The 23,181-nt window shown below is 66.6% G+C and carries 22 protein-coding genes; 11 read left to right on the top strand and 11 right to left on the bottom strand.

The genetic code is table 11. From position 1 onward, the window contains the following. Window positions 1-157 precede the first annotated feature (157 nt). From mtnA to ligA, 5 genes are all read right to left on the bottom strand, one after another. Entirely contained in the window at window positions 158-1,219 is a 1,062-nt protein-coding gene (gene mtnA, locus RT551_RS08990; protein ID WP_313457685.1) for an S-methyl-5-thioribose-1-phosphate isomerase, read from the bottom strand. A gap of 20 nt (window positions 1,220-1,239) precedes the next feature. Beyond that, on the bottom strand, window positions 1,240-1,899 hold the full coding sequence (locus RT551_RS08985; RefSeq protein ID WP_313457755.1) for a DUF3011 domain-containing protein: 660 nt from the start codon (window positions 1,897-1,899) through the stop codon (window positions 1,240-1,242). Between the two features lie 191 nt (window positions 1,900-2,090). Continuing rightward, entirely contained in the window at window positions 2,091-3,035 is a 945-nt protein-coding gene (gene epmA / locus RT551_RS08980) for an EF-P lysine aminoacylase EpmA (protein ID WP_313457682.1), read from the bottom strand. After that, a complete protein-coding gene (locus tag RT551_RS08975; RefSeq protein WP_313457680.1) occupies window positions 3,032-3,517 on the bottom strand; it encodes a GNAT family N-acetyltransferase in 486 nt (161 codons plus the stop codon). The genes epmA and RT551_RS08975 overlap by 4 nt, the downstream gene beginning before the upstream one ends. A gap of 23 nt (window positions 3,518-3,540) precedes the next feature. Beyond that, entirely contained in the window at window positions 3,541-6,006 is a 2,466-nt protein-coding gene (gene ligA, locus RT551_RS08970) for an NAD-dependent DNA ligase LigA (RefSeq protein WP_313457677.1), read from the bottom strand. A 134-nt stretch (window positions 6,007-6,140) separates the two neighbouring features. Here ligA and RT551_RS08965 point away from each other — a divergent pair, with 134 nt between their 5' ends. After that, window positions 6,141-7,265 (top strand): pyridoxal phosphate-dependent aminotransferase, encoded by a 1,125-nt coding sequence (locus RT551_RS08965; RefSeq protein WP_313457676.1) that lies wholly within the window; start codon window positions 6,141-6,143, stop codon window positions 7,263-7,265. A 161-nt stretch (window positions 7,266-7,426) separates the two neighbouring features. On the opposite strand, the gene zipA is transcribed toward RT551_RS08965, so the two are convergent. The 6 genes from zipA to RT551_RS08935 form a co-directional block, all read right to left on the bottom strand. Continuing rightward, window positions 7,427-8,161: a cell division protein ZipA gene (gene zipA, locus RT551_RS08960; protein ID WP_313457674.1), complete on the bottom strand. Its 735-nt coding sequence runs from the start codon at window positions 8,159-8,161 to the stop codon at window positions 7,427-7,429. 43 nt (window positions 8,162-8,204) lie between these two features. Further along, entirely contained in the window at window positions 8,205-11,708 is a 3,504-nt protein-coding gene (gene smc, locus RT551_RS08955) for a chromosome segregation protein SMC (protein WP_313457673.1), read from the bottom strand. Between the two features lie 688 nt (window positions 11,709-12,396). Continuing rightward, window positions 12,397-12,846 carry a 50S ribosomal protein L9 gene (gene rplI, locus RT551_RS08950; RefSeq protein WP_311191774.1) on the bottom strand — a complete coding sequence of 150 codons (450 nt, stop codon included), beginning with the start codon at window positions 12,844-12,846 and terminating at the stop codon, window positions 12,397-12,399. Between the two features lie 105 nt (window positions 12,847-12,951). Then, window positions 12,952-13,182 carry a 30S ribosomal protein S18 gene (rpsR, locus tag RT551_RS08945; protein ID WP_002804494.1) on the bottom strand — a complete coding sequence of 77 codons (231 nt, stop codon included), beginning with the start codon at window positions 13,180-13,182 and terminating at the stop codon, window positions 12,952-12,954. 11 nt (window positions 13,183-13,193) lie between these two features. Next, window positions 13,194-13,631 carry a 30S ribosomal protein S6 gene (rpsF, locus tag RT551_RS08940; RefSeq protein ID WP_313457670.1) on the bottom strand — a complete coding sequence of 146 codons (438 nt, stop codon included), beginning with the start codon at window positions 13,629-13,631 and terminating at the stop codon, window positions 13,194-13,196. A gap of 167 nt (window positions 13,632-13,798) precedes the next feature. Then, window positions 13,799-14,137 carry an iron-sulfur cluster assembly accessory protein gene (locus RT551_RS08935; protein WP_282297255.1) on the bottom strand — a complete coding sequence of 113 codons (339 nt, stop codon included), beginning with the start codon at window positions 14,135-14,137 and terminating at the stop codon, window positions 13,799-13,801. Between the two features lie 129 nt (window positions 14,138-14,266). Here RT551_RS08935 and asnS point away from each other — a divergent pair, with 129 nt between their 5' ends. The 10 genes from asnS (at window position 14,267) to RT551_RS08885 (ending at window position 23,160) form a co-directional block, all read left to right on the top strand. After that, complete coding sequence (asnS, locus tag RT551_RS08930) at window positions 14,267-15,661, top strand: asparagine--tRNA ligase (RefSeq protein WP_313457666.1); 1,395 nt, start codon at window positions 14,267-14,269, stop codon at window positions 15,659-15,661. Window positions 15,662-15,697: 36 nt separating this feature from the next. Beyond that, complete coding sequence (locus tag RT551_RS08925) at window positions 15,698-16,003, top strand: hypothetical protein (RefSeq protein WP_311191780.1); 306 nt, start codon at window positions 15,698-15,700, stop codon at window positions 16,001-16,003. After that, window positions 16,000-16,314, top strand: coding sequence for a hypothetical protein (locus tag RT551_RS08920; protein ID WP_313457664.1), 315 nt, complete (start codon window positions 16,000-16,002; stop codon window positions 16,312-16,314). The genes RT551_RS08925 and RT551_RS08920 overlap by 4 nt, the downstream gene beginning before the upstream one ends. A 7-nt stretch (window positions 16,315-16,321) precedes the next feature. Then, window positions 16,322-16,960, top strand: coding sequence for an FMN-binding negative transcriptional regulator (locus RT551_RS08915; protein WP_313457661.1), 639 nt, complete (start codon window positions 16,322-16,324; stop codon window positions 16,958-16,960). Window positions 16,961-16,981: 21 nt separating this feature from the next. Further along, window positions 16,982-17,644, top strand: coding sequence for a carbonate dehydratase (gene can / locus RT551_RS08910; protein WP_313457659.1), 663 nt, complete (start codon window positions 16,982-16,984; stop codon window positions 17,642-17,644). Window positions 17,645-17,667: 23 nt separating this feature from the next. Further along, complete coding sequence (locus RT551_RS08905; RefSeq protein ID WP_313457656.1) at window positions 17,668-18,180, top strand: 3-hydroxyanthranilate 3,4-dioxygenase; 513 nt, start codon at window positions 17,668-17,670, stop codon at window positions 18,178-18,180. A 182-nt stretch (window positions 18,181-18,362) separates the two neighbouring features. Then, window positions 18,363-19,640, top strand: a complete 1,278-nt coding sequence (kynU, locus tag RT551_RS08900; RefSeq protein ID WP_313457653.1) for a kynureninase — start codon at window positions 18,363-18,365, stop codon at window positions 19,638-19,640. 27 nt (window positions 19,641-19,667) lie between these two features. Then, window positions 19,668-21,035: an NAD(P)/FAD-dependent oxidoreductase gene (locus RT551_RS08895; RefSeq protein WP_313457651.1), complete on the top strand. Its 1,368-nt coding sequence runs from the start codon at window positions 19,668-19,670 to the stop codon at window positions 21,033-21,035. Then, window positions 21,035-22,477: an exodeoxyribonuclease I gene (sbcB, locus tag RT551_RS08890; RefSeq protein ID WP_313457648.1), complete on the top strand. Its 1,443-nt coding sequence runs from the start codon at window positions 21,035-21,037 to the stop codon at window positions 22,475-22,477. The genes RT551_RS08895 and sbcB overlap by 1 nt, the downstream gene beginning before the upstream one ends. After that, window positions 22,474-23,160, top strand: coding sequence for a DUF2461 domain-containing protein (locus RT551_RS08885; RefSeq protein WP_313457645.1), 687 nt, complete (start codon window positions 22,474-22,476; stop codon window positions 23,158-23,160). The genes sbcB and RT551_RS08885 overlap by 4 nt, the downstream gene beginning before the upstream one ends. Window positions 23,161-23,181 lie beyond the last annotated feature (21 nt).

The following is a 23,181-nucleotide window of genomic DNA, read 5'->3' as shown; positions in this document are numbered from 1 at the left end:
AGTCCGCCGCGGGTAGCCCTTTCGGGGTGCCTGCGACGGAATCTCGATTAACCGATGGATGCTACCACAACGGGGGTTTTTTTGCCCGGGTTTATGGGGGATTTACGCGAAGAAATCAGATAGTTACGAGCTGCCGGCCAGCGGCCGGCACTACCGGTCAACCGAACGCGGCCTGCATGTTGGCGACGGTGGGATTCAGGATCACGCCCTTCTCGGTCACGATGGCGTCGATCAGCTCGCCGGGGGTGACGTCAAAGACCGGGTTCCATGCGGCGATGCCTTCGGCCACGGTGCGGCTGCCGCCCACCCCGTACAGCTCGCCCGGATCGCGCTGCTCGATCTCGATCTGCCCGCCGTCCGCGGTGTCCATGTCCACCGTGGAGGACGGAGCCACAACCATGAACTTCACCCCATGATGGCGGGCGGCAATCGCCAGCTGGTAGGTGCCGATCTTGTTGGCGGTGTCGCCATTGGCACAGATGCGGTCGGCACCGACGATCACCCACTGCACCGCCCCGGTCTTCATCAGGTGCGAGGCGGCCGAATCGGCGATCAGGGTGGCGTCGATGCCGTCCTGCTGCAGTTCCCACACGGTCAGGCGCGCACCCTGCAGCCACGGCCGGGTTTCACCGGCGAACACCTTGGCGATGCGGTGCTGGGCCATGCCAGCGCGGATCACGCCCAATGCGGTGCCGAAACCAGCGGTGGCCAGCGAACCGGTATTGCAGTGGGTGAGCACGCCACTGCCGGCATCGATCAGGCCTGCGCCCAATGCGCCCATGTGGCGGTTGGCGGCCAGATCTTCATCGGCGATGGCCTGCGCCTCGCGCACCAGCACGTCGCGCCAGTCGCTGCCCGCAGGCTGCAGCGCGCGACGCATGCGGGCCAGCGCCCAGGCCAGGTTCACGGCGGTGGGCCGTGACGCATTCAGACGCTGCAGCGCCGGCTCCAGCCTGGCCAGTGCATCGGCACCGTCATCGGCCTGCACCTCGCGGGCCGCCAGCACCACGCCCCAGGCGGCGGCAATGCCGATCGCCGGCGCACCGCGCACGGTCAGCGCATGAATGGCGGCGGCCACTTCATCGCTGGTCTGGCATTCCACGTGTTCCACCACGAACGGCAGCTTGCGCTGGTCGAGCAGCTGCAGGGAATCGCCGGTCCACAGGATCGGCCGGATGTGGTCGTAGCGGGCGTAATCGATATCGGGGGATGCGTTCATGCCCCCATTGTAACGCCGGCTCAATTCACCAGAAACTCGGCGCGGCAGCCGTTGTCGACCCAGACCCCACGGGCGTCCCAGCCCCAGCTGCGCCCTTCTTCGCAGGGGCTGCCGGAGAGCTGCTTGCGCAACTGTGCGCCCTGGCTGATGCCGGCCCCGCAGAAGCGCCGCTGCTTGGAGCGCGACTCGCACACCACCACGCGCGGCACGTTGACGAAGCCACTGCCATCTTCCGCGCCGACTTCGAAGTCGCCCTGGCACCCCCGGGTGACCCAGATCTCATTGCGTTTTGCGCCCCAGCTGTGGCCTTCCCGGCACGGCATGGACGACAGCTGGCGCAGCAGGCGCACCGGCGCGCCCTGCAGCATGACCGGGCAGTTCTGCGGACGGCCGCTGGATTCGCAGCGGACCACCCGCCGCACCTTGCGCTCACCCAGCGAGGGTGCGCCCTTCGGCAGGCGCGCACGGAATTCGGCGCGGCAGCCCAGCGTGACCCAGACCCCGGACCGGTCGGTGCCCCACTCTGAACCGCGCACGCAGCTGTTGTCGGAGAGTTGGCGCACCAGGTCCACGCCGTAATCCACCGGCATGTCGCAGTGCACCCAGCCCATGTCCTTCGATTCGCAGCGCACCACCTGGCCGGCGTAACCGGTTTCAGCAGCGGTGACACGATCGGGCATCAGGCCGGCGCACAGCGCCAGGCCCAGCCATGAAAAGGTCCATCGCAGCGATGACGACGGTACGGCAGCATCCAACAGCTTCATCAACTCCATCCCCGCCGCCACAGTCCTGGCACATCGCCACCTTCCAACATCGGGTGTGATCAGAGCATCATCGTGAAGACCGCGCAAGATGCGACGTCGCAAACGCCTCAGGCGTGGGCGAAATCGAAAGCAAGCACGTCAGCGATGCGCCCGGTGCGGTTCATCGCCATCAGCAGGCGGTCCACCCCCACGGCTACACCCGCGCAGTCAGGCAGCGCCGGCAACGCGGCCAGCAGGTGTTCGTCCAGCGCCGGCAACACCGCGCCACGGGCGCTGCGTACGGCGTGGTCACGCACGAAACGGGCGCGCTGTTCGTCGGCATCGTTCAGCTCGTGATAGCCGTTGGCCAGTTCCACTGCGCCCAGGTACAGCTCGAAGCGCTCGGCCAGCGGCGGGGTGCCCGGGCGGATCCGCGCCAGCGCGGCCTGGCTGGCCGGCCAGTCATGCACCACGGTCAGGGTGTCATCGCGGAAATGCGGCTGGATGCAATGGGTCATCAGCAGGTCCAGCCAGTCGTCCCGGGTCAGCCCGTCGGCGTCGATGCGCACGTCGGCCAGCGGGGCCTGCAGCTGTTCCAGGGTCGCCTCGAAGGGATCCACCCCGACCTGCTGGATGTACAGGCTGCGGTAGTCGATGACGGTGAGCGACGCTTCGCGCTGCACCAGACCCAGCGCTGCACGCACCAGGGCGACGGTTTCCTCCACCAGCTGATGGTGGTTCCAGCCCACCCGGTACCACTCCAGCATGGTGAACTCGGGGTTGTGCCGCCCGCCGGCTTCGCCGTTACGGAATACACGACCGAGTTCGTAACAGTCGCCCACCCCGGCCGCCAGCAGCCGCTTCAGCGGATACTCCGGCGAGGTACGCAGCCAGCGCAGCGCGCTGCCGGCACTGACATGACCAGTGAAACGGGTGTGGAAGCTGTCGATGTTGGGCTCGGTGTTGCCGGCTTCCGACAGGATCGGCGTCTCCACTTCCAGCACATCGCGTTCGGCGAAGAAGGTCCGGATCAGCGCATTCAACGCGGCACGCTGGCGCAGCGCGGCAATCATCCGCGCGCGTCCCGCAGGCGTTCGGCCAGTGGCAGCGACAGCAGCCCACGGGTCTCATCCACATAGCCGGTGGCCAGGTACAGACGGCGCGCCAGTTCGTTGTGGTGATTTACTTCCAGCCGCATCCGTTCCACGCCGCGTGCATTGGCACGCTGCTCCAGGATCGCCAGCGCCTGTTTGCCCCGCCCGCGTCCGCGCGCGGCGTGGCTGAGATACAGCTCGTCCAGCAGCACGAAATGGCCGCCCTGCTCCAGGCTGAAGCCCATTGCCAGTGCGGCGTGCCCCACCACCTCGCCCGCCTCGTTGAGCCACAGCAGGACCTCGCCATTGCGCGGGTCGGTCAGCAAGGCGTCCAGCGCACGGCGCACGCGAACCTCGTCGAACACCAGTTGGTCTTCGGCATAGAACTCACGCATCAATGCGACCACCTGTTCGGTGTCGGCGACGGTGGCAACGCGGAAATCAAGGGGAGCAGTCTGCATCGTGCGGGTCCGGTTCGTGGGGCTCAGGCGTGGGACGCAAGGAACGCGACCAGGCGGTCTTCGTCCCAGACATCGATGCCGAGCTCGGTGGCCTTGGTCAGTTTGGAGCCGGCTTCGGTGCCGGCCACCACGAACGAGGTCTTCTTCGACACACTGCCGGAAACCTTGGCCCCCAGCGCTTCCAGACGTTCCTTGGCCACGTCGCGGCTCATCTGTGCCAGCGTGCCGGTCAGCACCACGGTCTGGCCGTCGAGCGGACCGGCCACGATATCCGCCAGTTCCGGCGCTTTTTCCAGCAATGCACGCCGCTGCGCATCGGCTTCGACCAGCATCGCGCCCTGCCCGTTCGTCTCCAGCCAGGCGTTCAGGCCCAGCGCGACTTCATTGGGCAGGCCGGCGGCGGTCAGCTGGACCGGTTCGGCATCCAGCAACGATTGCGCGTCGGGCAGCGCGGCGGTTAGTTTTTCCGCACGCAGGCGGGTAATGCCGGGAATCTCGGCCTCCACCAGCAACTGCGCGAAATCCAGACCCTCGCGCAGTTTCGCACTGGGCGGATGGGTGTCGCTGATGCGCACGTTGCCGATGTTGATCAGCGCGTCGATGGCGTCCTGATTGCCCTTCTGCTCGAAGAAGTGGCCGAGCGAACGCGCCACCTCGCCGCCGATATCCGGCACGCGCTTGAACAGCGGCCACGGCAGATGGCGGATCAGCTCAAGATCGCCGAACCACACCGCCAGTGCCTTCGCAGTGCTTTCGCCGACGTGCTCGATGCCCAGCGCAAACAGCAGCCGCTCCAGCGTGGTGGTGCGACTGGTGTCGATGGCGGCGATCAGATTGTCGGCCCACTTGGTCGCGATCTTCTTCGTGTTCCACTCGAAGGCGGTCGCCATCGCCAGCGCCTGCGCGCGCCAGCCTTCGTCGGCCGCATCCAGCGCCAGCACGCGGCGCAGGTACTCGCCGCTGCCGTCGCGCGGCAGGTGCAGCGCGATCTGGTCCGACAGCGCCTGCGGCGACTCGGCGTCCAGCACCAGCTTCAGGTGCAGCAGCTGGTCGCGGGTCAGGCGGTACAGATCGGCCACGCCACGCACGATGCCGGCATCCACCAGGGTTTCAATGTACTTCCCGCCCAGGCCATCGATGTCCATCGCGCGGCGCGAGGCGAAGTGGGCAATGGCTTCCTTGCGCTGCGCCGGGCAGCTGAGTTCGCCCGAGCAGCGCCACACCGCTGCGCCCTCTTCCTGCACGATTTCTGAGCCGCACACCGGGCAGTGCGTGGGCATCTGCCAGGCCGTTGTGCCCTGCGGTCGCCGGTCGGGAATGATGCTCACCACCTCGGGAATCACGTCGCCGGCGCGGCGCACGATCACCGTGTCGCCCACGCGCACATCCAGTCGTTTGATCTGCTCGGCGTTGTGCAGGGTGGCATTGGCCACCACCACCCCGGCCACCGCCACCGGCTTCAGCCGCGCCACCGGCGTGGCCGCGCCGGTCCGGCCGATCTGGATCTCGATCGCCTCCACCGTGGTGGTCTGTTCCTGCGCCGGGAACTTGTGCGCGATGGCCCAGCGCGGCGCGCGCGACACGAAGCCCATCTGTTCCTGGCCGGCACGGTCGTCCAGCTTGTAGACCACGCCGTCGATATCGAAGGCCAGGCCGTCACGACGCTCGCCGATGTCGCGGTAATAGGCCAGCAGGCCGTCCCTGCCTTCCACCACTTTGCACAGATCGCTGACCGGGAAACCCCAGGCCTTGAGCTGGGCCAGAGTGCCGGAATGGGTGGGCGGCAGTTCGCCGCCACTGACCTCACCCAGCCCGTAGGCGTAGAAACTCAGTTTGCGCTGTGCGCTGATTTTCGGATCCAGCTGGCGCAGCGAACCGGCCGCACCGTTACGCGGGTTGGCCAGCACCTTGCCTCCGTGCAGGCGGGCGTTGGCGTTGTAGGCCTCGAAATCGGCGCGGGCCATGTAGACCTCACCGCGCACTTCCAGCACCTGCGGCCAACCTTCGCCCTGCAGCTGGGCCGGAATGACCTTGATCTGACGCAGGTTGGCGGTCACGTCCTCGCCGGTGCTGCCGTCGCCACGCGTGGCCCCCTGCACGAACTGCCCGTTCTCATAGCGCAGGCTGATCGCCAGACCATCCATTTTCGGTTCGGCCGAGAACAGCAGCGCATCGCGGCGCAGACGCTCGCGGATGCGGCGCACGAAATCATCCACTTCCTCGTCGCTGAACGCATTGCCCAGCGACAGCATCGGCACCGCGTGGCGCACTTCGGCAAACCGCGACGAGGCCTTGCCGCCCACCCGCTGGGTCGGCGAATCGGTGGCCGCCAGCTCGGGGTGCGCCTGCTCCAACGCCTCCAGTTCGCGCACCAGGGCATCGTACTCGGCGTCGGGAATCAGCTGCTCGTCGCGCTCGTAATAGGCCTTGCCGGCTTCATCGATCTGGCGACGCAGGTCCTGGGCACGTTCTGCGGGGCTGGGGCTCATGCGGGCGGCTGTCGTGACTGGGCATTGAATTCTAGGCGCTGCGCCTGTTGCCGGCCACCCGCGACGCACCTGCTTGTCGGCCTCGGCGCGGGGTGCCAGCATGCGCGCATTGTCCTGCCTTCGGTATTCAGCCCATGTCGTCGACCGTGCACTCGCGTCGTTCCTTCCTGCAGCTGGCGGGCACCGGTCTGGCGGTGTCCGGGCTGGGCCTGGTACCGATGGCGCAGGCGGCCACCCTGCCCGCGCCCACCGTTCCCGCTGCGACCGGTCCAGTGCTGTTGAACTTCAACGAGTGCCCGTATGGTCCTTCGCCGGCCGCACAGGCTGCCGTTCGCGACATCGTGCCGGGCAGCGGCCGTTACCTGTTTGCGCTGGCCGGCGAAGTGCGCGACACCTTCGCCGCGCAGGAACAGATCGCCGCGGACCGGGTACGGCTGTACCCCGGCTCCAGCGAACCCCTGAACCGGGCCGCCGTAGTCTGGACCTCGGCCTCGGCCGGACTGGTGGTGGCCGACCCGACCTTCGAGAGCCTGGGCGATCTGGCGGCCGCGCGCGGGGCCACCGTGGAGCGGGTGCCGCTGCGTGCCGACGGCGCGCACGACCTGCGCGCAATGGTCGCCGCGGCGCAGCGTATCAACGCCGGCCTGTTGTACCTGTGCAATCCGAACAATCCCACCGGTTCGATCACCCCGGCGGACGACATCGCGTGGCTGCTGGCGCACAAGCCGGCGCAGACCCGGGTGCTGGTCGATGAGGCCTACATCCAGTACAGCGACCAGCCGTCGCTGATCGGTCAGGTGATGCAGCGCGACGACGTGATCGTGCTGCGCACCTTCTCCAAGCTGTACGGCATGGCCGGGCTGCGCCTGGGCGTGGCAGCGGCGCATCCGGACCGCCTGCGTGAGCTGGCCAGCCTGGGCGACAATCCCGTGCCGGTCACCGCACTGGCGGCGGCACTGGCCAGCCTGCGTGATCCTGGGCTGGTGGCGCAGCGCAAGGCGCAGAATGCGCAGGTGCGGCAGGCTACGGTTGCGTGGCTGGGCAAGCGTGGTTTTTCGTCAGTGCCGTCGGAAGCGAATTGTTTCGTGGTGGACGTGCAGCGCGATGGCAAGGCGTTTGTGGCGGCGATGGCCGAGCGCGGGGTCATCATCGGCCGCAGTTGGCCGATCTGGCCGCAGCGGGTGCGCGTGACCGTGGGGACCGAGGCGGAGATGGAGGCGTTTCGTGCGGCGTTTGCGGCGGTGACCGAACGCGGGTAGTGCCGGCCGCTGGCCGGCAACTCGTCACGCATCGCGTGGTTGCCGGCCAGCGGCCGGCACTACCGGGATGCACCAGGCATCACTTGGTTGCCGGCCAGCGGCCGGCACTACCGGGATGCACCAGGCATCGCGTGGTTGCCGGCCAGCGGCCGGCACTACCGTTACCAGCGCGGTGCTTTCGTTAGCGGCGGAGCTTGGTGCTGACGATCGTAAGCCCGCAGCTCATCTCTGATATGCGCGATCCGCTGCCGACCCAGCGCATTGCGGCTGTCGTCCAGCACCACGCCATCCAGCAGTTCACCCATGCGCTGCACGGTGGGCAGCATCTTTTCCCAGGCATCCAGCGCGGTCAGCGGGGCCGGCAGGGTCAGGAAGAAGGCAATGGCCGGGGTCTCCATCTCGCGGATGGTGGCCATGTCGAAGCTGCCCGGCTTCATGATGCTGGCCATGGAGAAGATCGGGCCGCGCTCGGGATGCCCTTCCACCAGACGGTGGAAGACGTTCATGTGACCGAACACCAGGCCGGTCTTTTCAGCAGCCACCACGATGTCCTCGCCACGCAGCTTCTCGCCGGCACGCGCGGCCACGAACAGGGACACGATCTTGTCGAAGTCCTGCGTCGCCCGCTTGCCCAGGTCGCTGGCGGGGCCGGCGTCCACGTCGGGCAGACCGAGTTCGGCCTGGGTCGCGCCTTCTTCAGCACTGAAGCCGGCATCGCCGGTATCGCCCGGCTGCTCGCCCAGCAGCGGTTCGCGACGCTGGCCGGCGGTGCTGTCGCCCCCTTCCACGCGACGCCCCTGGACCTTCTTCTTCGGCCGGCCGAACAGGAAAATGGCGACAACCAGGAGCACGCCGGCCACAAGAATGCCGATTCTGAGCAGTGCCACGTCGGACATGTGAAGGGTCTCCAGCTAAATACGTTCAGGTAAGCATGGCACGTCAGGCCGCGCCCGCCAATCGTGCCGCTTCTTCCAGGTCCACGCTGACCAGACGACTCACCCCCGGTTCGCGCATGGTGACGCCCGACAGCTGGTGCGCTGCCTCCATGGTTGCCTTGTTGTGGCTCACGAACAGGAACTGCACCTTTTCGCTCATTTCCTTGACCATGTTGGCGAGGCGGCCGACGTTGGCTTCGTCCAGCGGCGCGTCCACTTCGTCCAGCAGACAGAACGGCGCGGGGTTGAGCTGGAAGATCGCAAACACCAGCGCCACCGCGGTCATCGCCTTCTCACCACCGGACAGCAGCGAGATGCTGGACACGCGTTTGCCCGGCGGGCGCGCCATGATCGCAACACCGGTGTCGAGCAGGTCTTCACCGGTCAGTTCCAGGTAGGCATGGCCACCGCCGAACAGGCGCGGGTACAGCTGCTGCACGCCGGCGTTGACCCGGTCGAAGGTGTCCTTGAAGCGGCCACGGGTTTCGCGGTCGATCTTGCGGATGGCGTCTTCCAGGGTTTCCAGCGCGGTGCACAAGTCGGTGTTCTGCGCGTCCAGATAGTCCGAACGCTGCGAGGCTTCGCCGTACTCCTGGATCGCGGCCAGGTTGACCGGCTCCAACCGGCGCATGCGGCCGTCGATCTGGTGCACGGCCTGTTCCCAGTCGTTGATGCGCGCCTCTTCCGGCAGCGTGTTGATCACGTCCTGCAGCACGAAACCGGCCTTTTCCACCGAGGCGGTGAGCTGCTCGGCGCTCAGCACCAGCGCCTGCTGGTCGAGCTTGCGCTGGGAAATGCGCTCGCGCTGGGCCAGGGCCTGTTCGTCACGCTGGTGACGGGTCTGTTCGAAGGTGCGCAGTTCGGCGTCGATGCCTTCCAGCAGGGTGCGGGCCTCGCCCAGCACGCGGTCGGCACGGACGCGCTCGCCGAGCGCATTCTGGTGCTCGGCCTCGAGCGCGGTCACAGGTGAATCGCCTTCGTCGAGCTGCGCATGCAGCTCGCCCAAGCGCGAATCCAGCTGGCCGCGCTGGGTGCTCATGCGTTCCAGCGCCTGCCCCAGCGAGGTGAGCTGGGCGCGTTGCGACTCCAGGGTAAGCGCCAGCGAGTGCGAGCGCTCGCGCACCGTGCGCGCCGCTTCGCGGGCCTGATCCCGGGCGTCACTGAGCTGGCGGCGTTCGCCTTCCAGCGCCTGGCGCACGGATTCGAGATCGCCCATGCTGCTGACCGCGTCATCGAGGCGGGCACGCGCTTCGCGCACCTGCTCGCGCCCGGTGTCGAGGGTTTCGATCAGCTGGGCGAGTTCGCCTTCGATACGGTCGATGCGGGTACGCGCGGCCTCGACCTTGCCCTGCTGGCTCTGCAGCTGGCCACCCAGCTCGGAGACACTGCGGTGGGCCAGATACAGCTGGCGCTGCGCGTCTTCGCGCTGCTGTTCGCCGGCCAGCAGCTGGTCGCGGAAGGTGGCGAGCTGCTCTTCGAGGGTGGCTTCGCGCTCCTGCAGCGCGTCGATCTGTTCGCGCAGGGTCACGATTTCACGTTCGCGCAGCAGTGCGCCCTGCTTGGCGGCACCGGAGCGCGAGACGCGCACCCAGCCCTCGCCCAGGCGTTCGCCGCCACGGGTGATGACCGAGTCGCCGTCGGCCAGTGAGGCCTGCAGCGCGCGCGCCTGTTCCAGGTCGTCGGCGGCATGCAGGCGGGCCAGCAACCGGCGGATGGCGGTCGGGCCCTGCACCTTGGCGGCCAGCGAAGTCGGCGCGACATTGAGCGGCTCCTGCTCGGCGCTGACCAGTGCGATGCGGCCCTCGCCCAGTTCGGCGAGTGCGCCGACCAGCTGTTCGGGAGCGTCGACCAGCACGCCTTCGATCAGCTGACCGAGTGCACTTTCCACGGCGTTTTCCCAGCCGCTGTCGACGGTGAGACGCTCGCCGACGCGGGCACCGGAGTCCAGCCCGTGCTGCTTGAGCCAGGCCACGGCCGCCCCCTGTTCCTGGCCGAGCGCGGCCTGCTGCAGGGTTTCCAGCGACGACAGGCGGCCGCGCGCGGCCTGCGCCTGCTTGCGGATGTCGGCCAGTTCGGCCTGACCGGTACGCTGGCGGTCCTGCAGGCCGGCCACGGCTTCCTTGCGGGCTTCGACCTGTTCGGTCAGGCCATCAAGGGCCGCCTTCTGGGTTTCGTGCTGCAGCTGGATCTCTTCGAAGGCCTCGGCGAGTGCGTCGAGGTCGAGCCCGGTGCGTTCGGCGGCGAGCGCTTCGCGGCGGCGGTCGGCTTCCAGTACCTGACGGTCGAGGTAATCGACGCGGGTGCGTTCCACTTCGCCTGCACGCGAGGCTTCGGAGGTGCTGCGGGTATGCGCTTCCCAGCGCGCCTGCCAGTCGGAGAGCCGGCTTTCGGCGTCGCGCAGGGCTTCCTGCTTGATCTCGTTTTCTTCCTGCAACTGCTCCAGCTGCGGCTCGGCCTGTTCAACGGCTTCGCGCAGCACGATCAGCTTGGCTTCGTCGCCGCTGATGTGCTGACCGAGGTCGGCCAGCGCCTGCTGGGTTTCATCGCGGGCCTTGTGCAGGCGGTGCGACATTTCCTTCTGGTGCTGGATCTGCTGTTCGAGCCGGGCCAGGGTGCTGCCGACCTGGTACACCTCGGCCTGGGCGGTGCTGAGGGCATCGGCGGCTTCCTCGCGGCGCACGCGACTGGTTTCGATGCGGGCTTCGGCATCGCGCTGCTCGGCAATGAACTGCTGCAGGCGGGTTTCTTCCTGCGACAGCGCTTCACGCAGGCCGCTGAGGCGGCCATCCAGGTTGCGGAATTCCAGCGCCTTCCACTCGGCGTCCTTGACCTTGCGCTCTTCCTGCAGGGCCTGGTACTGCTCGGCCTGCCGGGCCTGGCGCTTGAGATGCTCGAGCTGCTTGCCGATTTCCTCGCGCAGGTCGTTGAGGCGGTCGAGGTTCTCGCGGGTGTGGCGGATGCGGGTTTCGGTTTCCTTGCGGCGCTCCTTGTACTTGGAGATGCCGGCGGCTTCTTCCAGGTAGACGCGCAGGTCTTCGGGCCGGGCTTCGATGATCTGGCTGATCATGCCCTGCTCGATGATGGAGTAGCTGCGCGGGCCGAGGCCGGTGCCGAGGAACAGGTCGGTGATGTCACGCCGACGGCACTTGGTGCCGTTCAGGTAATAGTTGCTGCTGCCGTCGCGGCTGACGGTGCGCTTGACCGAGATCTCGTTGAAAGAGGCATATTCGCCGGAGATGGTGTGGTCGGTATTGTCGAAAATGAGTTCGACAGTGGCCTGCGAGACGGGCTTGCGGGCGGACGAGCCGGAGAAAATGACGTCGGTCAGCGAATCACCACGCAGGCGGCTGGCCGAGCTTTCGCCCATGACCCAGCGCACGGCGTCGATGATGTTGGACTTGCCACAGCCATTGGGCCCGACCACACCGGTCATGTTGGTGGGCAGATGCAGGGTGGTGGGATCAACGAACGACTTGAAGCCGGAGAGCTTGATCGTGGACAGACGCATGGCGTGGTTGGCTTTCCGGGGCAGTCGCGATGGCCCTGAGTATACCGGGGATGGGCCATGTCACTGGTGTGGGGTCGCCCGGCCCTCCGTTGCGCCCGGCTGCTATCGGGTTGCACGCGCTCCGTAGAGCCGGGCTTGCCCGGCTGCGGCTGGATTCAGGCGAACAGCCCTCGGTTCACGGACTCCCTGGCTTGGCGGTTCGGGTTGGGCGTTCCGGGGGACGCTGCAAGTACGTCCCTGTAAGCTCGATCGCCGCATCCATGCGGCTCACGCCCCCTCCAGCCCACCCCGACCCGCCCCGACAGACCATCGGTGGCCACGGAAGATCAAATGCGGCGTTGTTCGGTTTTCATGCGTTACCGGGCGCGGGGTGTTTCACGGCCGTCGTCTGTCGACCGACGCTACCACCCTCCCCGCGGGGCATTGGATTGTTCCGACCCCATCGCGACCAACCTTCGGGGGCGGGCCAACAGGTGACCCCTGGAGGGACCGTCGAAAACATGAATGTTTTCGCCGAGCCCCCATGGACGGGTTTACGGCGTGTCCCGGAACGGGGTTGCCTGTTGGCCTGCCCCGCTCGGATAGATCGAAACGCCGCCTTTCGCGCGCACCAAAAACCAACCGACAAAAACAAAAACGGGCACCCTTGCGGGTACCCGTTTCAGCGATTCCGGCTTTTCAGCTGGGATCAGGCTTCGCCGACCACGATCACCTTGACGGTGGTTTCGACGTCTGCGTGCAGGGCCACCACCACGTCGAACTCGCCGACGTTGCGGAAGGCGCCTTCGCCCAGGATCACTTCGCTCTTTTCCACCGGCAGGCCAGCCTTGGTGAAGGCTTCGGCGATGTCGCGCGGGCCGACCGAGCCGTACAGCTTGCCTTCGGTCGAAGCGTTGGCGGCGATGGTCACGCTCTGGCCTTCCAGCTTGGCCTTGCGGGCTTCAGCTTCGGCGTGGATGGCGTTGGCCTTGGCTTCGTAGTCAGCGCGCTTGGCTTCGAACTCGGCCTTGTTGGTTTCGGTTGCCGGCACGGCGAAGCCGTTCGGAACCAGGAAGTTACGGCCGTAGCCCGGCTTCACTTCGACCAGGTCACCCAGGGTGCCCAGGTTCTTGACCTTCTTGATGAGGATCAGCTGCATGTTGAAACTCCAAATCGTTATTCGTTAGCGAAGCCCTCAGGCCCCGCAGCAGATGGCTGTCCGAATAGCTGGCGGAACGGGCGGCGCGGGGCCGCCCATCCGGCATCAGACGTCGTGGTTGTCGGTGTACGGGATCAGGGCCAGGAAACGGGCGCGCTTGACGGCCGTGGCCAGCTGGCGCTGGTACTTCGACTTGGTGCCGGTGACGCGGCTCGGCACGATCTTGCCGTTCTCGGTCAGGTACTGGCGCAGGGTGTTGAGATCCTTGTAGTCGATCTCCTTCACACCTTCAGCCGTGAACTTGCAGAACTTGCGGCGACGGAAGAACTTGGACATGTGCGTGCTCCTTAGGCGGCAGAAGCGGCGTCGTCGCCGGCTTCGTTGTCAGCGGTGTTGGCGGCTTCGCCTTCTTCGTCGTCACGACGACGACGCTCGCCACGCTCGGGCTTGTCGCCCTTCTCGTCCTTGCTCTTCATGATCAGCGACTGCTCGGTGTCAGCCTCGTCACGCTTGATGACCAGGTTGCGCAGCACGGCGTCGTTGAACTTGAAGCTTTCGGTCAGTTCGCTCAGGACGGCCTGATCGACTTCGATGTTGAGCAGCACGTAGTGTGCCTTCACCAGGTTCTGGATCGGGTAAGCCAGCTGACGACGGCCCCAGTCTTCCAGACGGTGGATGGTGCCGTTGCCGGCTTCGATCAGCGACTTGTAGCGCTCGATCATGGCCGGGACCTGTTCGCTCTGGTCCGGGTGGACCATGAACACGACTTCGTAATGACGACTCATGTGTGTATACCTTTCGGATGTGGCCCTTGCGGACCGGACAGCCCCCCGCAGGTGAACGCGGTGGGGCAAGGGATCCCACCCGGAACCGGGCAGGAAGCCGCGCATTATGGCAGCGCGGGTATCTTCAGGGCAAGCAGCCGAGTCTGTCGCCGAAACTGAACAAGGATTCAGGCCTTGTCGGCGTCGGTCGTGAAGCTCTCGCCGCAGCCGCATTCTGCGGTGGCGTTGGGGTTCTTGAACGTGAAGGTCTCGCTCAGGCCCTGCTTGCCGAAGTCGATTTCGGTGCCGTCCACCAGGTCCAGGCTGGCCGCGTCCACGTAGATGCGCACCCCGTCCTGCTCGAACACGGTGTCGCCCTCGCGCTGGTCGCGGGCCAGGTCGGTCACGTGGCCCCAGCCCGAACAGCCGGTACGGGTCACGCCGAAGCGCAGGCCCAGTGCGCCCGGGGTCTGGGCAACGAACTTCTGCACGCGGGCAAAGGCAACAGGGGTAAGGCTTACGGCCATGACAGGCATCTCCAGCAGATCGGTCTCATTATAGGTCCACGGCCCAGTCAGAAATGCCTCGCAAGCAGAACACTGCAACCGTTAAACTTCCCGTTCAGAGATCGAGTCGATCAATAGAGGATTCAAGTCATGACGGTGGTCAGCGTTGAACATGCGCTTGCCGGGAAGATCCCGGAAGGCGGCGAGGCAACAGTACGGGGCTGGGTGCGCACGGTGCGCGGGTCTGCGGCGCTGGCCTTCGTCAATGTGACCGACGGTTCCTGCTTCGCCCCGATCCAGGTGGTGGTCAACGACACCCTGTCCAACTTCGAAGCAGTGAAGGCACTTACCCCGGGCTGCTCGCTGATCGCGCGCGGAACCCTGGTCAAGTCGCAGGGCAAGGGCCAGTCGTTCGAGATCCAGGCCGAATCCGTCGAGATCGTCGGCCTGGTCGAAGACCCGCTGACCTACCCGATCCAGCCCAAGCCGATGTCGCCGGAGTTCCTGCGCGAAGTGGCGCACCTGCGTCCGCGCACCAACCTGTTCGGCGCGGTCACCCGCATCCGCAACTGCCTGGCCCAGGCCGTGCACCGGTTCTTCCACCAGAACGGCTTCAACTGGATCAGCACCCCGATCATCACCACCTCCGACGCCGAAGGCGCGGGGCAGATGTTCCGCGTGTCGACCCTGGACATGGTCAACCTGCCGCGCAACGACAAGGGCGAGGTCGACTTCAGCCGTGATTTCTTCGGTAAGGAAACCTTCCTGACCGTGTCCGGCCAGCTCAATGTCGAGGCCTACTGCCTGGCGCTGAGCAAGGTGTACACCTTCGGCCCGACCTTCCGTGCCGAAAACTCCAACACCACCCGCCATCTGGCCGAGTTCTGGATGATCGAGCCGGAAATCGCCTTCGCCGACCTGGCCGAAGACGCGCGTCTGGCCGAGCAGTTCCTGAAGTACCTGTTCCGCGCGGTGCTGGACGAGCGTGGCGACGACCTGGCCTTCCTCGCCGAGCGCGTCGACAAGAACGCCATCACCAAGCTGGAAGCCTTCATCAACTCGCCGTTCGAGCAGATCGACTACACCGAGGCGGTGAAGCTGCTGCAGAACTCCGGCAAGAAGTTCGACTTCCCGGTGGAATGGGGCCTGGACCTGCAGACCGAGCACGAGCGCTGGCTGACCGAGGAACACATCGGCCGCCCGGTGGTGGTGACCAACTACCCCGAGCACATCAAGGCCTTCTACATGCGCCTGAACGACGACGGCAAGACCGTTGCCGCGATGGACGTGCTGGCCCCGGGCATCGGCGAGATCATCGGCGGCAGCCAGCGCGAAGAGCGCCTGGACGTGCTGGACGCGCGCATGGCGCAGTTCGGCCTGGACCCGGCGCACTACGGCTGGTACCGCGACTTCCGCCGCTACGGTTCGGTGCCGCATGCCGGCTTCGGCCTCGGCTTCGAGCGTCTGGTGGTGTACGTGTGCGGGCTGGGCAACATCCGCGACGCCATCCCCTACCCGCGCGCACCGGGCAGCGCCGAGTTCTGACCCTGCCGCGCCCACTCTGATCACGGAGGCCACTGCATGACCCTGTTCTTCGCGCTGTGTTTCGTCGGCGTGGCGATCGCCGGGTTCAGTGCCTTCGTGATCTTCTGGCCGCTGACGCTGATCCATATCCGCGACCGCCACCCGGCCCTGGCCGACCGGTTCGGCAGCGGCGCGTTCCTGCAGCCGCAGGCGCTGCGCTGGCTGCTGGGCCGCGATTACCGGCAGACCCCCGACCGCTCGCTGTCGGGTCTTGCGACGCCAGCGTGGCTGTCGCTGCTCACCTTGCTGGCCGGGCTGGGCATGGCCGCCCTGCTCTGGCTGCTTTCACTGGTACTGACATGAACGACATTTCCGCCGACCGCGACTCCTGGTGGCTGGCCAGCCTGGGCAACACCCTGATCTGGGCCCGCCTGCGCATCCGCCCGGCCGGCACCGCCGAGGTGCTGGACAGCGATGGCAACACGCTCAGCTATGACAGCGAAGACACCGCCCGCGCGCAGCTGTTCGACGCCGAATTCGTCGAATTCGACGGGCTGGACGAGGAAGACGCGCTGGTGCGCGGCTTTTCGCTGCACGAAGTACAGCCGCCACAGGCCGCCAACGACGATGGCCTGCGCGGGCGCATGGTCCAGAGCCTGGGCCGGAGCGTCTGAGGCCCCCGTGTTCACCCCGTCCTCCTTCGCTACGCGTGATCTGGTCTGGCTGGACAGGCTGATCGCGCGCGATGCGTTCGTGACCGTGGTGACCACCGGTCCCGATGGCCTGCCTTGTGTGACCCTGCTTCCGGTGCTGTACCGCCGCGAGGGCGACAGCATCGTGATTGAAGGGCATTGGGCCAAGGCCAACCCGCAGTCGCGCCACAACGGCCCGGCGCTGGTGCTGGTGCACGGCCCGCACGGTTACGTGTCGCCGGGCTGGTACCCGGACAAGGACAGCGAAGGCCGCGTGCCGACCTGGAACTACGCCGCCGCCGAACTGCGCGGCACGCTGGAAACCATCACCGACCGCGACTGGCTGGTCGACCTGCTCGACCGGTTGAGCCTCCATAACGAAACCCAGGTCGGCAGCGATTGGCGCTTCGACCCGGACGACACCCGCCAGGCCAAACTGCTGCCGGGCATCGTCGGTTTCCGCTTCCGCACCGAACAGGTGCAGATCAAGCTCAAGCTGAGCCAGAACCACCCCGACGCCAACCAGCTGTCGGTGATTGCTGCCCTCGAGGCCGAAGGCACCCCCGCTTCCCGCGAGCTTGCGCAGTGGATGCGCGATGTTCGTGACCCGGCCGCCGCTGGCGGCTGACACCACAGGAATACCCGCCTCATGAAAGACATCCACAAGCTGCTGCAGAACAACCGCGACTGGGCCGACCGGATCGAGAAGGAAGACCCGGAGTTCTTCGCCCAGCTGGCCAAGCAGCAGCACCCCGAATACCTGTGGATCGGCTGCTCTGACTCGCGCGTGCCGGCGAACCAGATCATCGGCATGGCTCCGGGTGAAGTGTTCGTGCACCGCAACGTGGCCAACGTAGTGGTGCATACCGACCTGAACTGCCTGAGCGTGATCCAGTACGCGGTGGACCAGCTGAAGATCAAGCACATCCTGATCGTCGGCCACTACGGCTGCGGCGGCGTGCACGCCAGCCTGAACAACGTGCGCGTGGGCCTGGCCGACAACTGGCTGCGCCACGTCAGCGATGTGGCCCAGAAGCACGCGGCCATCCTCGATGAGATCGAAGATCCCGATCTGAAGCACGCGCGCCTGTGCGAGCTGAACGTGATCGAGCAGGTGGTCAACGCCTGTCGTTCGACCATCGTGCAGGATGCCTGGGCACGCGGCCAGAAGCTGATGGTGCACGGCTGGGTGTACAGCCTGAAGGACGGTCGCGTGCGCGAGATGGGCATTGACGTCGGCGCGCCGGAAGACCTGGCACCTGCCTACGAAAAGGCCCTGGCGCATGTGCCGCGCCGCGGCAAGCGCGACTGATCCCGTCTGCAAGGAACGCCCCCATGCTGCCCTCCCCGATCAACCTGCACGCCTGGATCGACGACAACCGGCATCTGCTGAAGCCGCCGGTCGGCAACAAGATGATCGAGAACGGCGACTTCATCATCATGGTGGTGGGCGGCCCGAACAGCCGCACCGACTTCCACTATGACGAAGGCCCGGAGTGGTTCTATCAGCTGGAAGGGGAAATGACCCTGAAGGTGCAGGAAGACGGTCAGGTGCGTGACATTCCGATCCGCGCTGGCGAGATTTTCCTGCTGCCGGCCGGCGTACCGCATTCGCCGCGTCGCCCACCCGGCGGCGTCGGCCTGGTGGTGGAGCGCAAGCGCCTGCCGCATGAGCGCGATGGGGTGATGTGGTTCTGCGAGCGCTGCAACCACAAGCTGTATGAGGTGTACTTCACCTTGGAGAACATCGAGACGGATCTGCCGAAGGTGTTTGCGCAGTACCAGGCCGACCTGGCGCTGCGCACCTGCGATGCCTGCGGGCATGTGGATCCGTTGCCCGGCGGGTGAATCCGGTTTCCGGTGGATTCCGTGGACACGCATGGCGTGTCCCTACGCGGATGGGTCGCCTGTGCCGGCGTGGCAAGCCCCTGTAGGGACACGCCATGCGTGTCCGCCGTTCGCGCAGCAATTCAGCCCCGGGCAACCGCCGGCAGAGCTAAACTGCGATATCTCAGACAATCGTCATTGCCATGTCCGAACTGCTCAGCCGTTCCCATGCCGTCGCCCTGGATGCCGCCGACCCGCTGCGCACCCTGCGCAGTGAATTCGTGTTCCCCCAGCACAACCACCGCGACCAGACCTACTTCGTCGGCAACTCGCTGGGCCTGCAGCCACGCAAGGCCCAGGCGGCGGTGCAGGAAGTGATGGACAAGTGGGGCGCGCTGGCGGTGGAAGGTCACTTCACCGGCGACACCCAGTGGCTGCGCTACCACCGCCTGGTGAACGAGCAGCTGGCCCGGGTGGTCGGCGCACTGCCCAGCGAAGTGGTGGCGATGAACACCCTGAGCGTGAACCTGCACCTGATGATGGTCAGCTTCTATCGCCCGACGGCGCAGCGCCCGGTGATCCTGATGGAAGCCGGGGCGTTTCCCACCGACCGCCACGCGGTGGAATCGCAGATCCGCTTCCACGGTTTCAACCCCGACACCGACCTGGTCGAGGTGCAGCCGGACGAAGCCAACGGCACGATCTCGCAGCAGGCCATTGAACGCGCCATCGCCGAGCATGGCCCGCGCCTGGCGCTGGTGTTATGGCCGGGCGTGCAGTACCGAACCGGCCAGGTGTTCGACCTGGACGCGATCACCCGCGCCGCACGCCTGCAGGGAGCCAACGTCGGCTTCGACCTGGCCCACTCGGTGGGCAACGTGCCGCTGCAGCTGCACGACATCGCGCCCGACTTCGCGGTGTGGTGCCACTACAAGTACCTCAACAGCGGCCCGGGTGCCGTGGCTGGCGCGTTCGTGCACGAGCGCCACCATCGCGATACCACGCTGCCGCGTTTTGCCGGCTGGTGGGGCCACGAGGAAGCCACCCGCTTCAAGATGGCCCCGCAGTTCGTGCCCGCCGTCGGTGCCGAAGGTTGGCAGCTGAGCAACCCGCCCGTGCTGGGGCTGGCCCCGCTGCGCGCGGCGCTGGACGTGGTCGACGCGGCCGGTGGCATGACTGACCTGCGCGCCAAGTCGCTGCAGCTTACCGGCCTGCTGGATGCGCTGGTGCGGGCGCGCCTGCCGCAGGTGCTGGAGGTGCTGACCCCGGCCGAGCCGGAGCGCCGCGGCTGCCAGCTCTCCCTGCGCGTGATCGGTGGTCGCGAACGCGGCCGCAGCCTGTTCGAATACCTGCAGAGCGTGGGCGTGCTGGGCGACTGGCGCGAGCCCGACGTGATCCGTATCTCACCCACGCCGTTGTACAACCGTTACCTCGACCTGCATCACTTCGTCGAGGAAGTCGAATCCTGGGCCGGACTGTAAGTCGCCCCCTCCCCCGCTGGAACGCTCTTGATCGCACACGCACACCGCTCCCTGAGCATCATTGGTGCCGGCCTGGCCGGTTCGCTGCTGGCCATCCTGCTGTCCCGCCAGGGCTGGCGCATCACCCTGTATGAGCGTCGCGGCGACCCGCGCATTGCCGACTACGAGTCCGGCCGCTCGATCAACCTGGCCCTGGCCGAACGCGGCCGCAACGCGCTGCGTCAGGCCGGCGTTGAAGAAGAGGTCATGGCCAAGGCGGTGATGATGCGCGGCCGCATGATCCACTCCCGCGAGGGCGACACCCAGCTGCAGCGCTACGGCCGTGACGACAGCGAAGTGATCTGGTCGATTCACCGCAAAGACCTCAACCACACGCTGCTGCAGCTGGCCGAAGACGCGGGTGCGCAGGTGCACTTCCACCGCCGCCTGCATACGGTGGACTTCGAGGCCGGCTATGCGCGCTTCATCGACGACCGCGACGACCAGCCGCATGACATCCGCTTCGACACCCTGATCGGGGCCGACGGTGCCGGCTCAGCGCTGCGCGCGGCGATGAACCGCAAGCACCCGCTGGACGAACGCATCGAGTTCCTCGGGCATTCCTACAAGGAACTGGAAATTCCGCCGACCGAAGACGGCGGCTTCCGCATCGAAGCCAACGCCCTGCACATCTGGCCGCGCGGCCAGTACATGTGCATCGCCCTGCCGAACGACGAAGGCACCTTCACCGTCACCCTGTTCCTGCCCAACGAGGGCAATCCCAGTTTTGCCACCACCCGCACCGGAGCCGAGGCCGAAGCACTGTTCGCACGCGACTTCCCCGATGCGCTGCCGCTGATTCCGCATCTGCGCCGCGACTGGGAAGAGCATCCGCCCGGCCTGCTCGGCACGCTTTACCTGCGCCAGTGGCAGCTGGGTGGCCGCGCCGTGCTGCTCGGTGATGCCGCGCATGCGATGGTGCCGTTCCACGGCCAAGGCATGAACTGTGCGTTCGAAGACTGCGTAGCACTGGCCCGCCACCTGCAGGAACAGGATTCGCTGGAAGCGGCATTTGCGGTGTTCGAAGCCGAACGCAAGCCGAATGCGGAAGCGATCCAGCAGATGGCCCTGGAGAACTACCTGGAAATGCGCGACCGCGTCGCCGACCCGACCTTCCAGCTGCAGCGCGAACTGGAACAGCAACTGCAGGCACGCTGGCCGACCCGCTTTGTGCCGCATTACACCATGGTCACCTTCCTGCACACGCCGTATGCCGTGGCGCTGGAGCGCACCAACCTGCAGCGGCGCATTCTGGAAGACGCCACCGCCGGCCACAGCACACTCGAACACATCGACTGGGCGGCGCTGGAACGCATCGTGCACGCGCAGTTGCCGGTGCTGGAGGGTGCGCACTGATGGCGGCCGACAGCTTCCTGTTCTACGACCTGGAAACCTTCGGCCAGGACCCGCGCCGCACCCGCATCGCGCAGTTCGCCGCGATCCGCACCGACGCCAACCTGCAGGTCATCAATGAACCGGTGAGCTTCTACGTCAAGCCGGCCGACGATGTCCTGCCCTCGCCGATTGCCACGCTGATCACCGGCATCACCCCGCAGCACGCGCTGGCCGAAGGCGTGAGCGAGGCCGAGGCGTTCGCGCGCATCAACGACCTGATGGCCCGCCCGGGCACCTGCACCCTGGGCTACAACACGCTGCGTTTCGACGACGAATTCGTGCGCCACGGCCTGTTCCGCAACTTCTTCGATCCCTATGAGCGCGAGTGGCGCAACGGCAATTCGCGCTGGGACCTGCTGGACATGCTGCGGCTGGTGCACGCACTGCGACCGGACGGCATTGTCTGGCCGCAGCGCGAGGACGGCGCGACGTCATTCAAACTGGAGCACCTGGCCACGGCCAACAACGTGCGCGTAGGCGATGCACATGAAGCGCTGTCGGACGTGCATGCCACCATCGGCATGGCGCGGCTGTTCAAGCAGGCGCAGCCACGTCTGTGGGATTACGCGCTGAAGCTGCGTGACAAGCGCTTCGTCGGCTCCCTGCTGGACGTGGATGCCGCACAACCGGTGCTGCACACCTCCATGCGCTACCCCGCCTCACGCCTGTGCGCGGCCCCGGTGCTGCCGTTGGCGCGCCACCCGTACATCAACAACCGCATCATCGTGCTGGACCTGGAAGGCGACATCGACGGCCTGCTCGCGCTGCCCGCCGAAACCCTGGCCGCGCGGCTGTACACGCGCGCCGCCGATCTGGCCGAAGGCGAACAGCGGGTGCCGCTCAAGGAAGTGCATCTGAACAAGGTGCCGGCGCTGGTCGCCTGGAACCACCTGCGCCCGGCCGACCACGCGCGCCTGGGCATCAACGTGGCGGCCGTGGAGGCTGCGGCGGAACGCGTCCGCGCCGTTGCACCCGCAGTGGCTGAAAAGGTGCGCCAGGTGTTTGGTGGCGAACGGGAAATGGCTCCCAGCGACGTGGATGCCTCGCTGTATGACGGGTTCCTCGCCGACGGCGACAAGGCGTTGATGACGCGCCTGCGCACCAGCCCGCCGGCCGAGCTGGCCGGCTTCGCCACACGCCTGCGCGACCCGCGCATGCCCGAGCTGCTGTTCCGCTACCGCGCACGCAACCATCCCGAGACCCTGGATGCGGCCGAGCGCCAGCGCTGGAACGACTACCGTCGCCAGCGCCTGCTCGGCGAACCGGGCCTGGGCGAGCAGACCCTGCCGCAGTACCGGGCGCAGATCGAGGCGCTTCGGGCCGAGCACGCGGCCGAACCTGCCTGCCTGGCGCTGCTGCAGCAGCTGACCAACTGGGGCAACCATCTGGAGCAGAGCCTGTGAGCACCTATTTCACCCCCGCCAGCTTCACCTTCCTGCGTGGACTGGCCCGCAACAACGACAAGACCTGGTTCAACGATCACAAGGACAAGTACGAAGCGCATGTGCGCCAGCCGTTCCTGCGCCTGATCACCGACCTGCAGCCGGACCTGGCCACGGTGAGCCCGCACTTCCGTTCCGACCCGAAGACGGTCGGCGGCTCGCTGTTCCGCATCTACCGCGATGCGCGTTTTTCCAATGACAAGTCGCCGTACAAGAGCTGGCAGGGCGCGCGTCTGTTCCATGAGCGCCGCAAGCAGGTCGCGGCTCCTTCGTTCTACATCCACCTGCAGCCGGGTGAGAGCTTCGTTGGGGCCGGGCTGTGGCATCCCGAGCCGGACACCCAGCGCAGGATTCGGCATTTCATCGTGGACAATCCGGGGGCGTGGAAGGCGGCGGCGCATGCGCCGGCGTTGCGCAGGCGCTTCGACTTCGAGCAGAGCGAGATGCTGGTGCGGGCTCCGCGCGGGTTCGAGCCGGATTTTGAGTTCATTGACGACCTGAAGCACAAGAACTGGGTGTTCTGGCGGCCGCTGGAGGATGCGGTGATGACCGGGCCGAAGCTGCGCCAGACGATTGCCAAGGACCTGACGGCGCTGGGGCCGTTTGTGGATTATCTGTGTGCGGCGTTGGATCTGGAGTTCTAGCGGTGGGTGGGGCAGCCACGC

This window comes from Stenotrophomonas sp. (genome assembly GCF_032103445.1).
Taxonomy (GTDB): Bacteria; Pseudomonadota; Gammaproteobacteria; order Xanthomonadales; family Xanthomonadaceae; genus Stenotrophomonas.
Note: the sequence above shows the minus strand (reverse complement) of the source record. Positions and strands in the feature narration are given on the sequence as shown.